Raw genomic sequence first — 13,252 nt, 5'->3', positions numbered from 1 at the left:
GTCAATCTTTTAAAATACGACCCTGCGCTCGAAATTTATCTAAGACCTAAGACGTAGGGTTCGCTACTGATAAGGGATATCTCCCCCTTCCAGCAATGCCTTTAAATTAGCCAGCGAAGCCTCATAGCCTGGTGAGTTAAAGCTTACAGTTGTCCTCTCGTGCTGTTGTGCTAGCGTAATGGCAATCAGCGTTTCCGGCACCTCTAAGTAAAAGGAAAACTCCTCATGTTTTTTTACGTGCTGAATCGTGAGCTGCATAGGTAGCTTTTCAGATAGCTGATTATGCGCATTGGGCATTAACGTAAACGTCATCTTTTCACCGGCTGCTAGATTAGGGATATCCCAGGTAGAGCCTGGTGCATACCATTGCGAGAGGAGTTGTTCCTCTGTAATCGCTTGCCACACGCTATCCATTTTCGCATCAATCCAAATCGAACTGGTCATTCACCATTACCACCTTTTTCTGTTTTCCATTATTTTACCGAATTTTCAAGCAATAGACTACTTTGGGATGTTCGGTATAAATGAAATGCCCCAATGATGATGAACATGGCCATGAAATCCAAGGCTATTTGATGACTTGAGAAAATAGCAACTAATAAGCCATACAACGTTGGTGCTAAGACAATAAAAAATTGATTAATCGTTAAAGCTGCACTCACAGTAAGTCCCACAGCTTGAGGATCGGAATGCTCGGTGACACAGGTAATATATAAGGAATACCAGCCGAGTGCTAAAAAACCAAACACACCACAAAAAATAATCATCAAGCTCTTCCCATGTATGACAAAGGGCAAACAGCCAATCATCATAAATGTGGCAACCATGACAAGCACTAACAATGACGCACGTTTATGAGCGAAATATTGGTCACCCAGCCAAGCAAGCACGATTCTCCCTAGCATGCCTCCTAGCAAAATCAAACTTAAATAGCTCCCTGCCTCTGTTAATGTATAGCCGCCCTCTTGATGTAAATAGCTCATAAAATGAGCAATGATGACCATTTGTAAGGACATCATGACAATGCCGACAAAAAATAGAGGATAGAGCGCTCGATTATGTTGAATAGCCACCATCTTCTCTTTAAAGGAAATAGGATTTGCGGCAACGATTACGTGCTGTTTTGGTTCATGATACAGCAGTAAAAATAAGAGTCCCCCACCTATCGCCACTAAGCCCTGTACCAAATGCACAGCGGACAGATGGTGCTGTTGATATAAATACGTTAGTACAATAGAAGAAAGTGCCCCACCAATGGGGATACCTGTCTGGCGAATACCAATAGCAAGCCCACGATGCTTATCTGGAAACCACTTCACAATAGCGGTACTGCCGCCAGTTTGTGCACTACCATACCAGATACCAACAACTATTAATACGAGTAGCAATGTCGTATAATGGTTCACAGGTATTAACAGGAAGGCTGACAGGCCCAGTATAATGGAGCCCCATCCAATAATCCGCTTTTCTCCTTTTTTATCCATAAGATAGCCAAATAACAGCATGGAGAAAATCGGCCCTATATTGACGGCTGAAACAATCAGTCCAGTTTGAAAGGACGTTAAGTGCCATTCCATTTGATAAAAAGAGGCAACTGGCCCCATCCCATAGGTGACAAAGGTTGCAGCTGTCTGTGACAGTGTAGCCACTAATAAAATAACCCATTGATAATATGTATGCATGTTAACCCTCCATCAGGTTGATACCGCTTTATTTATGCAGTATACCTTGTCGCTACCTAGAGTTTACGTTGACTGATAGCATACGTAAAATGGAGGAAAATGATAGCAGCTATCAAAAAATTTAATAGGTGTGTGACGAACAACATGAACATTGAAGACATTGCCTTAAAAATAGAGCTTTTAGAAAGGCAAAACTTAAGTAAATCCGCTGAAATCACCAATTATACACAATCTGCCTTAACTTCGAAGGTAAAAAAAATAGAAAGTGAAATTGGACAGGAGGTCTTTAAACGAACACCACAAGGTTTAAAGCTGACGGAGGTAGGCAGCCATTATTTACAATTTTTAAAACAGGTTGCCCAAAACTATGAAGAATTTTTACAAATGATCGGACCTACTCAAACGAGCCTCCATTTTGGAACTTCTCATACAACCATTAAAATTTATGGTGCATCCATTATGAACGAACTCCAAACGAGTCATAGCCCAATTGATGTCGATTTCACTGTCGAATCGAGTACATCTTTAAATCACAAAGTACACAATGCTGAGCTGGATTGTGCACTGACTAGTAATCCAACTAAACAGTATGCCAATTTAAACTATGATTTAATTGCGTCAGAAACATTTGAAGTCATTTCAAGCCCTTCTCATGTCATCGATTTTGAGCAACGAACGCCAGTAACACTACTCGTCTTAAGTAAAGGCTGTATGTATACACATGCATTGGCACAATGGCTCACAATGAAGCAAGTTCCTTTTACAATGAAAGAAATTAAATCCGTTAGTAGTATTCTTGATTTTCTAGAAATTGAGCATACGGTGGCGGTCTTAAATACGAAATTATTGGCACTTTATCATTGCCCTGACCTGCACTTTTATGACATGGATGATCTCAATAAAGTAATTGAAACGGTCTTTATTTATCATGAAAACGACAGCAAGCTTTCCTCTATTATGCAATTAAAGCAGGTAATAGAGTCCTTGCTTGAAACAGAATAGTATCGAATAAAGCAAGGCTTTGCTAGTCCTTGCTTATTCTATATTAATGAAGGTGTTAGAACGAATAATACGTGGATGCTGTCATTGCTTTTATTGAGGAAACGATGTCGAACATTCGGCGGGATCCGCACAACATCCCCTTCCAATAGCTCATACTCTTCTCCTTCTAGCTCTACATAACCTTGCCCCCTCATCATCACTGCTATCTCTTCTTTATCCTTGTGACAATAGTGACTTTCCGTGGTCACAGCGTGTGGATTTAATTCCATCATGAGCATGTCAATTCGAGCTTTCATAAAGTCAGGTGTTAATACATCATAGACAATATGATCCTTGTTTTCTCGATATATTTTTTTGCGGTTGTGCTTGCGTGAAATAAGTGTACTTGTATCGATATCATGAATAAAAAGTGTAAACAATGGGACATGTAGAGCCTTGGCAATTAACTCCAGCACACTTAACGATGGATTCGCTTGTCCACGTTCGATTTGACTAATTAAAGAAGTACTAATTCCTGCATAATCTGCAAACTCTCTAATGGTCATCCCATTTTTCTTCCGATAACTGAGTACGGTTTGTCCTAATTGATGATACTGCATGGCACGACCCCTTTTTTATCATAATGTGTATTTTTCGAGTTTTGTGCTGATATTCTAAAAACCCTATTTTATTGAGGAAGACTACACTATAATAGGTTAGGCAATATTATTAATCTTGTTTATTATTATAAACAAATACATAGGAGTTCATCATGTTTTATTACATCTCTTTATTTTTTGCTGTCTTTGCATTATCGACTTCAGCTATTTTTGTCAAGCTTGCCGATGCGCCACCAGCCATTACGGCCTTTTATCGATTATTTTTTGCGCTACTAGTACTACTTCCCTTTTTATTAGCGCAAAAGGGATTGCGACAGGAAATGACGAGCCTCTCCAAAAAACAGTGGGGACTGGGCATTTTATCAGGATTATTTTTAGCCTGTCACTATGTCTTATGGTTTGAATCATTAAACTACACATCGGTGGCTAGTTCAACGGTCATTGTGACGCTACAACCTTTATTCTCTTTAGTGGGAAGCTATTTTTTATTTAAAGAACGTTTTTCTAAAGGAGCAATTGTTGGCTGTTGTGTAGCCATTATTGGTTGTTTCATCATCGGCTGGCAGGATTTCCAGATTAGTGGACAAGCTCTTTATGGCGATATCCTTGCCTTTATAGCGGCAGGTATTATTACGGCCTACTTTTTTATCGGACAATTTGTTCGCAAGGATTTATCACTTGTTCCTTATTCGATCATTGGCTATGGAAGCAGCTCCATCTTCTTAGCGGTATACGCCCTCTTTATGCAGGAATCGTTCTTCGACTATTCAGCATCCACTTGGTGGTCTCTTGTAGGATTAGCCGTTATTGCAACGATTTTTGGGCAAACCATTTTTAATTGGCTATTGAAATGGTTAAGTACAACCGTTATCTCGATGAGCATTTTAGGCGAAACGATCGGTACATGTATATTAGCTTATTTTATTTTAGATGAGATGATTTCTATTCAACAAGGGATTGGCATTATCGTCATTTTACTAGGACTTGCGCTCTTTTTACTGCAACAACGAAAATCTCATTAAGACTAACAACGGCAAAGGCTGCCGTTGTTTTTTTATTGCGGGGACTTTTGGGCAAAGCCAAAGGAAGTCCCCGTGTCGTTTGATTGTAATGAAACGTCGATGTTCAATGTTTTGGCAATGTCCTGTATAATTTTGAGCCCAAGTCCTGCATGATCGGCATCAGGCTTGAAGCCGACTCCATCATCACACATGAACACTTGACCATTCTTTATCGAAACCTCTAGCTGAGTTGCTTGGGCATGCTTTAATGTATTTTGGAAGACATTATCAAATAAACGTTGTAGCCATAATTCATTGCTAATCCAACTAGCATGTGGGTCGTCACGGTGAAAATGCAGGGCCATGTTTTGCATGCGATATAAATAACGCCACTTCTTCATCATCGTTTCTAGTAGCTGTGCAAGCTGGATTTCCTCCTGGACAACAAAGGCATTTTCACTTGTATCAAAGGCTTGTAACTGAAATGCATTTGTTAAATTCGTTATATAGTGGATTTGTGCATTTAAGGATTCCACCAATTTCGGCTACCCTTGTAATTGATCTTCTAGAAAAAATAACTGTAAACGTATGGCCGTCAAGGGCGTATGGATGTCATGTCGTAATTTTTGCAGCAGCTCTTTTTGGAGCTCCTGCTGCTGCGCTAGCTCTAACTCTCGGTAAGTCGTCCGCTCAATTAAGAGATTGACAGACTGCATAAGCTGTCCTATTTCATCCTCACTACTAACTGTTAACGTATTTGGTATTCGCTCATTACTAGCTAATTCCCGTATCGTTTTATTGAGCATCGTGATTTTTGACAATAAAGAATGGATAGTTGTTGAGAATAATAATGCTAACAGTCCTAATGACAGCACAAACGCTACGAGCATAATAGGATAGGCAAAGGATTCATGAAACGGAATGCCTTCATTTTTCAATTTAAAGACCTTGTCATAAACAAGAGCTATAGCCACACTAATGCTTAATAACACAATTGGTACACTAGCAATCGCCAAAAATAATAAAGTACGGTATTTCGTTTTTAAGGTCATTTTTTGATGTAGGTATTCAAACGATACCCTTCTCCATAAATATTTTGTATAATGCTGCCTGCTGGATCATGTAGCTTTGCTCGAATCTTTTTAATATGGACATTGAGAAGATTATGATTGCGTTCATCCAGTGGCCAAAGATAGTCGAAAAAATGCTCCTTTGTTAACACTCTGTCTCGATTGTCAAATAAATAAAAGAACATTTTCCGCTCTGTCGCTGTCAATGCAATTTCATCATGAAGATTTTGATTAAACACTTTACGCCGCTCCCCATCAATAAATAAATGCTGGATTTGCGTCAATGTACCATATTGCTGTCTCAACATTTTTTGCATCCTAAGCAAAAGCTCACGCGGGTCAAATGGCTTTGTCAGATAATCCTCCCCGACCGTTAAGCCCTCTAGCTTACTATCGATATCATTCCGTGCCGATAGAAAAATAATGGGGATATTTAAGCCTAATCGTTTAATATTTTTGCTTAATTGATAGCCATCCTCTCCTGGCAGCATAATATCCATAATGACTAAATCCACTTGCTGAATGAGTGACATAATGTCCCGACCATCTGTTTTCCAAATCGCTTCATAGCCTTCTCGCTGTAGTATTTTTTGTAGCAAATCCCCAATCATTTGATCGTCTTCTACAATTAAAATGGTAAATCCTTTCATATTATCGACCTTTCTTATCAGCATTCGTTTTCATAAATGTCATGGCTAGTTGATAGATTTCATCGGGTTGATAAAGATAAATACTATGTGTGCCACTGACCTCTTCCACCTGTGCATAGATGAATTGCTGTGCAAAGTCTGCATAATCCTGCCTTTTCTGCTTCGTATATTGCGAATCTTTATTGTCCTCTGCAATGGCATCAATCAGCAAGATCGGCGTGTTTTGCGGCTTTGGAAGCTGTTCTGATTGTAAACTATTTTCATAGACCTGTAACAGCTCATTTTTCATATCCTCATTAAAAAATTGTCTAAAGGACAATGCCTGATACCTTTTCTTTTCCTCTGCTGTTAAAAAGGCCATTTTCAATACTTGCGGATTATAGACCTGTGATGGCAGAAGTCGGTGTAAGCCCATTCTAGTTGCTAGACTCATCCCCTTCACCATCCATCTATCGACGGTTCCCATTGGATGCTTTACATATTGACTAGGTAAACCAATGTCCAGCGCGATGATTCCCTTTACTTCCTCGGGGTATTTTTGTGCCCAGTAAATGGCTTCTAGCCCTGAAATGGAATGTGGTACGAGTATATAAGGAGGCTGAAGACCACTTTGTAGCAGTGCCTCTCGTGTTTGCGCTAGGATTGTCTCAATGTCTCTTGCATCATGGGCTACATCACTATAACCATAGCCAGCTCGATCCACTACTGCTATTTGATGGTGCTGTGAAAACTTACTGTACAGCCCCTTTAACTCATACACTGGGGCTGCAATGCCTGAACCTGCCATAAATACATATGTATCCTCGCCAACTCCCTCCTGATAGACATTGATTTGATGACCATCGACGTCTACTAGTGTGCCATTATTTTGTAAAATAGCAGATTCCTTCTGTACTAAATGATCATGGTAGATCCAAACGACCACCATTCCAAGCATGATTAATGCTCCTATGTATACCAATAATTTCTTTAATTTCTTCATACGTAGCTCCTCTCCATTCATACTTGCAAGGATATACGTTAAAAATAAATTTCTAATTAATTTTTGGAGAAAAATTATAGTTGCACACTTCCTAAAATGACTCAGCCATCTGACCTCGATTGAATATCGACACCAGATGGCTGCATAGTCTTTTTAACCTGTTACTCCATATGTTTTTCTATGAATTTGATTGTTGTTACAGTACTTTGAATGATTCATTATAAGTACCTGTAGTCCAAATGGCCACTTTATTCCAATAATAGGACACTGTTAAAGCATTTGGACTAGCGATCTCTAAATATCATCTGTTTACTTTTTCAGGAATATCCCAGAAAATTGTAATTAACTTCTCTGTAATATCTAGTATCACTGCTCTTACCACTTCCTTTTATTTAAATACAATGAAGGCCGCAATAAGGTTACACCCTCTTTTTGTTAGTATTTTTAGACGTATCCTGTATATATACGTTACAGTGATTCCATAAAAAAACTGCCTACATTGAGATAGGCAGCTTTCTTAGTATTAAGCATCTGGATAGTTTTTTTGTACAAAGTCGATGGTTTGTTGTATAAGGGCTTTTAGGATGTCTTCATCCACATCCGCAAGCTTATTAATATACACGCAAGCTTTCCCTGTTGTGTGCTTGCCAAAATGCTGTAATAGCTGCTCTCGCTCATCACCTGGGGCAAAATATAGGCTAATTTTTGCTTTGCGTGGGGAATAGCCAACACGGGGTGCATCCCCTTCATGGCCTGTTTTGTATTTGTAATGATAGCTACCAAAGCCGATAATACTCGGTCCCCACATTTTGGCTTCATAACCTGTGACCTCTGTAAAAATGTCCAATAACCGAAAGGCGTCTTCTCGTTTTTGTGGATGGTCCACATTTTCGATAAATTCAATGACACTTGCATCTGTTTCTTTCGTTTTTAATTCATACATGTCTATCCCTCGCTTTCTGGAAGATGTACCGTTATTATTCCCTATTCTACCTGCTCTAACAATAATTTTTGCTGGAGATGACGGTAAATGCCCTCCTGCTGCATTAACGTTTGGTGATTACCTTGCTCGACAATTTCCCCCTGTTGAATGACGAGGATTTGATCCGCATTCTCGATGGTTTTTAAACGATGAGCTATGACAAAACTTGTGCGTCCCTGCATTAAATGCTGTAAGCCTTTTTGAATATCGACCTCTGTTTGCGTATCCACACTCGACGTCGCTTCATCCAAAATTAAAATATCAGCATTCTCTAAAATAGCACGAGCAATGGCGATGAGCTGGCGTTGTCCCTGACTTAAATTAGCCCCACCTGCCTGCACAGGTGTATCGTATTGGGCTGGTAAATATTTAATAAAGTGATGGGCATTCGCAATTTTCGCTGCTTCCACGACCTCTTCATCTGTGGCATCTAGCTTCCCAAAGCGAATGTTTTCACGAATGGTGCCAGAGAACAAATACGTATCCTGTAAAACTACGCCTACTCTTTGGCGAATGGTCGCCATTTGATAGTGTTCGATATTGTGCCCATCAATCAAAATTTCCCCTTGATCGACGTCATAGAAACGCGTCAGTAAATTAATAATCGTCGTTTTCCCTGAGCCTGTTGGACCAACAAGAGCGATGGTCTCTCCTGCCTTGGCATGGAAGTGAATATTTTTTAACACAGGCTTATTTGGCTCATAGCTAAAAGATACTTGCTGGAATATAACATCTCCTTTGAGCGATGCTGCCTCGATGGCATGAGGCTGATCTGCTACCTCGGATGGTTCATCTAGAATCTCAAACACACGCTCTGCACCAGCAATGGCCGACTGAAAGGTGTTTAACAAATTCGATAACTGATTAAGCGGACGGAAAAATTGCCGTGTATACGTCACGAAGGCGGCAATGATCCCAACTGTAATGATGCTCTTCACGGCTAAAAAGGCACCAGTTCCGATAACGACAGCTAAGCCCAAGTTATTCATAAAATTATTAATCGGTCCTAATAAGCCAGAAGTAATTTCTGCTCGTTGGGCGGAGTTTCGCAGATTTTCGTTTTGCTGATGAAATGTATCAATCGTTTGCTGCTCCTTCCCAAAAAGCGTGAGGACCTCCGCACCCGTAATCATTTCCTCAATATAGCCGTTCAGCCTGCCAAGATCCCGTTGCCTTGCTGCATAGTTTTTACTACTGCGCTTAATAATTTGCTTGGTTGTGAACACAATAAGCGGAATAATAATCAATGTCACAATTGCTAATTGCCAGCTCAATGTGAACATCGCGATGCTGACACCAATGACAGTTAAAATAGATGACACGATTTGCGTCACACTTTGTGCAAGGGCCGTATTTAAATTATCAATATCATTTGTGACACGGCTCATTAAATCGCCCAGTGCACGCCGATCAAAAAATCGTAATGTGAGCGTTTGAAGCTTATGAAACAGTTCCAGCCGCAATGTCCGAATTGTTTTCATCGCCACATGAATCATGACATAGGTTTGCAGCCATGTCAGAATAGATGCTACCGTAAAAATAACAGCTAAGACGATACCTAAACGGATCGTGCCGTCGATATCCTTTTTCATAATATAATCATCAATAATATGCCCAATCAAATAGGGCCCTGCTAGACTTAAAAAGGTAGAAGCAACGACAAAAAAGATGGCTAAAAACATCCCTACTTTTTGCTGTTTGACATAATGCCATATTCGGAACAGTGTTGCTCTTTGATTTTTCGCCTTCTCAGATGGTCCTCCGATACGTGGGCCACGTCCAAAATTCATTTGCTTTGGTTGATTTTGACTCATTCTTGTTCACCAGCCTTTTGCTGCGACGCATAAATGGCTTGATAATGCGTATTGGCTTGTAGTAACTGCTGATGGGTTCCTTGCCCAACAATGTCGCCATCCTCTAAGACCAAAATCACATCAGCCTGCTGTATCGAGGCAATTTTCGACGCTACGATCAATGTCGTTGTGTCTTGATACTGTGTGGCAATAGCCTGCTGCACATGCTGCTCCGACGCACTATCGAGCGCGGAGGTAGTATCATCTAGCACTAGAATGGCAGGCTTGCGAATAAATGCACGACTTAAAGCAAGGCGCTGCTTTTGCCCGCCCGATAAATTTGTAGCTCCCTGTGACAATTCATGGGCTAAGCCTTTATCAAGTCGCTCCACAAATTCACTCGCACAGGCCGCCCCTATTGCCTGTTGTATTTCCTCGGCTGTCGCTTCATCCTTGCCGAGCCGAATATTTTCTTCAATCGTTCCAGAGAACAATAACGCTTTTTGGGAGGTAAAGCCGATATGCGCACGTAATGTAGCGAGGGCATACGATTTTAGTGGTCTGCCATCTAGGCGAATTTCACCATCTGTTGGATCAAATAAGCGAGGAAGCAGCTTTACTAGTGTTGATTTACCACTACCTGTTTTTCCAATGATGCCTACCGTTTGCCCAGGCTTTACAGAAAACGAAATTTTTTTGAGGACATCCTCTGCTGTATCATAGTATCGATAGCTCACCTGATCGAAGTCAATCGCACCTTGTATGGATGCAGAAACCGCCTGTTCCGATTCCTTCACCGCTATGTCTTTATTTAAAATATCCACAATCCGTTCTCCTGAAGGCAATGCTCGTGCAATTTGCATTAGCACCATACTAGAAGACATTAAACCATTTAAAATAATCGTTAAATAGTTAATAAACGCCAGAATGACCCCAACTTTCAAAGTACCCGCCTCTACCTTAATGGCCCCAAGCCAAAGTGCAGCTACAATGCCCAGATTGACAATAAACATCGTAAAGGGCACAAGTACCCCTACGATTTGCTCTGCAGTGATGAAACGCTTTGTCAGCGCCTCATTTAATTCTCCAAATTGTGCCACCTGCTGTGTCTCACGACGAAACGCTTTGACCACACGAATACCCGCCAAATTTTCCTGTAGCTTCGTATTGACCCCATCAATCGCCTCCTGAACACGGCGATACAGCACACCTGAATACTTCGTAAAAAAATACATGGCGATCATCAACAACGGCACGATAATGAGAAGGATGGAAAAAAGCTCACGCGCTGTCACAAACACGATAATCACTGCTCCGATAAAAAGCAACGGCCCACGCACAAAAATACGTAGCGTCATCATAAACGCGCGCTGAATACTTTCCACATCACTTGTTAAAATCGTAATCAGCTTCCCTGTCGTAAACGCATCCCGCTCCTTGGCTGAATACGTCATCATCTTCTCATAAAGAGCCTGTCGAACATCCGATGCAAAATGAATCGCAGCCTTCGAGCTGTAGTACGAGCAACCGACTCCACCAATAAGCCCCAGCACTGCGCTGCCAAGCATCCAGACAAACATAGTCAATACATAACGATTATCCCCATTGGCAATCCCTGTATCAATCATATGCTGCATGATGGTTGGCTGAATTAAATCCATCGTCACCTCTAGCACCATCAATAACGGCGCAATCAAAGTGAAAAATTTATAAGGCCCCAAATACTGCCCTAACTGTTTAACTACCTGCATACATTCGTCTCCGTTCTATTTAAATCCCATTCGTTCCTCATTATAACTGAAAATCATTCCCATTTGGCAATATTTTTTCGGGTCTCGTAATATTTACAACCCTATCAATCATGTAAGTTAGGTAGCTATCTAGCATATTTTTAGCCAGTTAATATTCAGTTCATTGATGTCATGTATGATCTGTTTGTAGATATAAGGGGAAATTCCATGGGAGCATCACTAGCAACGAATGTCGAGTGGGCAATTGAAGCCAATCGTTTGGTTAAGCTTTTTGGAAATAATCGTGCTGTTGATGGTGTCGATCTGAACGTACGGGCTGGAAGTATCTACAGTGTGTAGTGATGGTTGCAATCTTGGCACCTCTCACAATACGTGCTTATATGCGCAGGACATAAACCTTGAAAATAAAAGCTTTGTAAAAAATAAGGGAACGCCCGGATGTGGACGTTCCCATTGTTATGCCAATAAAGCTGCGTTTTCCTGGCCATGCTCCTTGCATTTACTTAGGATGACCATTGCTCGAAGCAAGCCCTGTTACAGTGTAGTGATGTGTAGTTTTTCGAAGCTTCGCAGGAAAAGTTTTTGTGCCTGTTGCTCTTTATCAGGATCAATGCCTAGCAAAATGACCGTGCAGGGCCCTGCGGATTTTGTACAATCAACAGAACTTTCAACACGCTGCCCCCTAAATAGACGGGCGAATTCTCCTTGCAGCCCCTTTGATCCAACGGGCCATACTTGCTGAACCATTTCCGCTCGCCATGCCTGAAAAATTGGCTGCAACTGTGCAACATCTTCAGGCTGCGCCAACACTTCCTCGCCCACAAGTGGCAAGCCATAGGTGTACCAGCTAAGCTGTTCATGGTCAAATGCACAGCGCTGTTGGCTCTCCCCTAGCATCGTAATAGCTAAACCTGATTGCAGTGTGGGCATATTGGATTCTGTACTGCCTGCAATGGCTGGACATGTAAGACCCGCCTCTTCAAACACTTGCTGAATGCCTTTCTCATAGCGTGACCACGCGGCATCACCAGAAAAATTAGCAAGCAGTATTTGGATGGGCAATGCCTGCGCGGCAAGTTGCTCTAAAAACGATACACGTGCCGTCATATAGGCTGTCAATTGATCGGATGCAGACACAATATCCTGAGGTTTTTCTCCAATGGCTGCCGCATTATCCATTGTCGCAACCAACGAGCCTACTTTCATCGCATTTCTCACTGTACACGACCTTCCTTACGCACAAAAACCTTTGACAAAACGGGCATAACTACAGCGACAATCACTAAATTGATTACCGTTGCCATCAAAATACTCCCTAACGCTCCCCAGAAAAATGCTGGGCTAATAATAAAATAAAACGGAAGTGGCGCCACAATGCCGTTTAATACTAGGGCAACGGGCCATTTCCAAAAATGCATGCCTTTTTTATGCATCACACCAAAGATCCAGACAACTATCAACATTTCTACGGCAATCAGTAGATGTAGAGGACCTAGTGGAAATCCAGCCGTGAGCGCTGTAATAAAATGACCAATCAGCCCAGCGACACCTGCTAGTAGCGGTGATAAAAAGACAACCCCTAAAAAGGCTGGAGCCGAGTCTAGAGCCGCCGTTGAAATAAATGTTGGCACTTTAATCATTGCCCCTACAGCACAAATGGCCGCTACCATTGCCGTCAATATCCATTTCCTTAATCTTTGTCGTTCCATGCCTTCTCCTCTTTTCTATTGAGTGTTTACC

The 13,252-nt window shown here is 41.3% G+C and carries 12 protein-coding genes and 2 pseudogenes; 3 read left to right on the top strand and 11 right to left on the bottom strand.

The genetic code is table 11. The features are described from left to right. Positions 1-63: 63 nt before the first annotated feature. Positions 64-444: an SRPBCC domain-containing protein gene (locus tag V6670_RS09950; protein WP_338653940.1), complete on the bottom strand. Its 381-nt coding sequence runs from the start codon at positions 442-444 to the stop codon at positions 64-66. Between the two features lie 29 nt (positions 445-473). Beyond that, positions 474-1,682 (bottom strand): MFS transporter, encoded by a 1,209-nt coding sequence (locus V6670_RS09945; protein ID WP_338653938.1) that lies wholly within the window; start codon positions 1,680-1,682, stop codon positions 474-476. A gap of 144 nt (positions 1,683-1,826) precedes the next feature. Here V6670_RS09945 and V6670_RS09940 point away from each other — a divergent pair, with 144 nt between their 5' ends. Next, entirely contained in the window at positions 1,827-2,684 is an 858-nt protein-coding gene (locus V6670_RS09940) for a LysR family transcriptional regulator (RefSeq protein WP_338653937.1), read from the top strand. A gap of 38 nt (positions 2,685-2,722) precedes the next feature. Here V6670_RS09940 and V6670_RS09935 read toward each other — a convergent pair whose 3' ends face one another. Beyond that, positions 2,723-3,283, bottom strand: a complete 561-nt coding sequence (locus V6670_RS09935) for an XRE family transcriptional regulator (protein WP_141903209.1) — start codon at positions 3,281-3,283, stop codon at positions 2,723-2,725. Between the two features lie 152 nt (positions 3,284-3,435). Between V6670_RS09935 and V6670_RS09930 the strand changes: the two genes are divergently transcribed. Beyond that, positions 3,436-4,305, top strand: a complete 870-nt coding sequence (locus V6670_RS09930; protein WP_141903208.1) for a DMT family transporter — start codon at positions 3,436-3,438, stop codon at positions 4,303-4,305. A 32-nt stretch (positions 4,306-4,337) separates the two neighbouring features. Here the strand turns inward: V6670_RS09930 and V6670_RS09925 are convergent. The 6 genes and pseudogenes from V6670_RS09925 to V6670_RS09900 form a co-directional block, all read right to left on the bottom strand. Next, positions 4,338-5,336: pseudogene (locus V6670_RS09925) on the bottom strand (HAMP domain-containing sensor histidine kinase). Next, on the bottom strand, positions 5,333-6,004 hold the full coding sequence (locus V6670_RS09920) for a response regulator transcription factor (protein ID WP_338654570.1): 672 nt from the start codon (positions 6,002-6,004) through the stop codon (positions 5,333-5,335). The pseudogene V6670_RS09925 and the gene V6670_RS09920 overlap by 4 nt, the downstream one beginning before the upstream one ends. A 1-nt stretch (position 6,005) precedes the next feature. Continuing rightward, a complete protein-coding gene (locus tag V6670_RS09915; protein WP_338653934.1) occupies positions 6,006-6,986 on the bottom strand; it encodes an alpha/beta hydrolase in 981 nt (326 codons plus the stop codon). Positions 6,987-7,509: 523 nt separating this feature from the next. Then, positions 7,510-7,929 (bottom strand): DUF1801 domain-containing protein, encoded by a 420-nt coding sequence (locus tag V6670_RS09910; protein WP_141903204.1) that lies wholly within the window; start codon positions 7,927-7,929, stop codon positions 7,510-7,512. 41 nt (positions 7,930-7,970) lie between these two features. Beyond that, positions 7,971-9,782, bottom strand: coding sequence for an ABC transporter ATP-binding protein (locus V6670_RS09905; protein WP_338653931.1), 1,812 nt, complete (start codon positions 9,780-9,782; stop codon positions 7,971-7,973). Then, positions 9,779-11,512, bottom strand: a complete 1,734-nt coding sequence (locus V6670_RS09900; RefSeq protein ID WP_338653929.1) for an ABC transporter ATP-binding protein — start codon at positions 11,510-11,512, stop codon at positions 9,779-9,781. The genes V6670_RS09905 and V6670_RS09900 overlap by 4 nt, the downstream gene beginning before the upstream one ends. A gap of 207 nt (positions 11,513-11,719) precedes the next feature. Between V6670_RS09900 and V6670_RS09895 the strand changes: the two are divergent. Beyond that, positions 11,720-11,848 (top strand): annotated as a pseudogene (locus tag V6670_RS09895) (daunorubicin/doxorubicin resistance ABC transporter ATP-binding protein DrrA); the annotation flags it as partial. 198 nt (positions 11,849-12,046) lie between these two features. Here the strand turns inward: V6670_RS09895 and V6670_RS09890 are convergent. Both V6670_RS09890 and V6670_RS09885 read right to left on the bottom strand, forming a co-directional pair. Then, positions 12,047-12,730 carry a hypothetical protein gene (locus V6670_RS09890; RefSeq protein ID WP_338653928.1) on the bottom strand — a complete coding sequence of 228 codons (684 nt, stop codon included), beginning with the start codon at positions 12,728-12,730 and terminating at the stop codon, positions 12,047-12,049. Further along, positions 12,727-13,221, bottom strand: coding sequence for an ECF transporter S component (locus V6670_RS09885; RefSeq protein WP_338653926.1), 495 nt, complete (start codon positions 13,219-13,221; stop codon positions 12,727-12,729). The genes V6670_RS09890 and V6670_RS09885 overlap by 4 nt, the downstream gene beginning before the upstream one ends. Between the last annotated feature and the right edge of the window lie 31 nt (positions 13,222-13,252).

It is taken from the genome of Lysinibacillus sp. Y5S-8, from assembly GCF_036894365.1.
Lineage (GTDB): Bacteria > Bacillota > Bacilli > Bacillales_A > Planococcaceae > Lysinibacillus > Lysinibacillus fusiformis_D.
Note: the sequence above shows the minus strand (reverse complement) of the source record. Positions and strands in the feature narration are given on the sequence as shown.

Excerpts from the sequence above, each read along its gene's own strand:
- V6670_RS09940 (WP_338653937.1), top strand. The coding sequence starts at position 1,827 with ATGAACATTGAAGACATTGCCTTAAAAATAGAGCTTTTAGAAAGGCAA.
- V6670_RS09910 (WP_141903204.1), bottom strand. The coding sequence starts at position 7,929 with ATGTATGAATTAAAAACGAAAGAAACAGATGCAAGTGTCATTGAATTT.
- V6670_RS09935 (WP_141903209.1), bottom strand. The coding sequence starts at position 3,283 with ATGCAGTATCATCAATTAGGACAAACCGTACTCAGTTATCGGAAGAAA.
- V6670_RS09920 (WP_338654570.1), bottom strand. The coding sequence starts at position 6,004 with ATGAAAGGATTTACCATTTTAATTGTAGAAGACGATCAAATGATTGGG.
- V6670_RS09905 (WP_338653931.1), bottom strand. The coding sequence starts at position 9,782 with ATGAGTCAAAATCAACCAAAGCAAATGAATTTTGGACGTGGCCCACGT.
- V6670_RS09885 (WP_338653926.1), bottom strand. The coding sequence starts at position 13,221 with ATGGAACGACAAAGATTAAGGAAATGGATATTGACGGCAATGGTAGCG.
- V6670_RS09945 (WP_338653938.1), bottom strand. The coding sequence starts at position 1,682 with ATGCATACATATTATCAATGGGTTATTTTATTAGTGGCTACACTGTCA.
- V6670_RS09900 (WP_338653929.1), bottom strand. The coding sequence starts at position 11,512 with ATGCAGGTAGTTAAACAGTTAGGGCAGTATTTGGGGCCTTATAAATTT.
- V6670_RS09915 (WP_338653934.1), bottom strand. The coding sequence starts at position 6,986 with ATGAAGAAATTAAAGAAATTATTGGTATACATAGGAGCATTAATCATG.
- V6670_RS09930 (WP_141903208.1), top strand. The coding sequence starts at position 3,436 with ATGTTTTATTACATCTCTTTATTTTTTGCTGTCTTTGCATTATCGACT.
- V6670_RS09950 (WP_338653940.1), bottom strand. The coding sequence starts at position 444 with ATGACCAGTTCGATTTGGATTGATGCGAAAATGGATAGCGTGTGGCAA.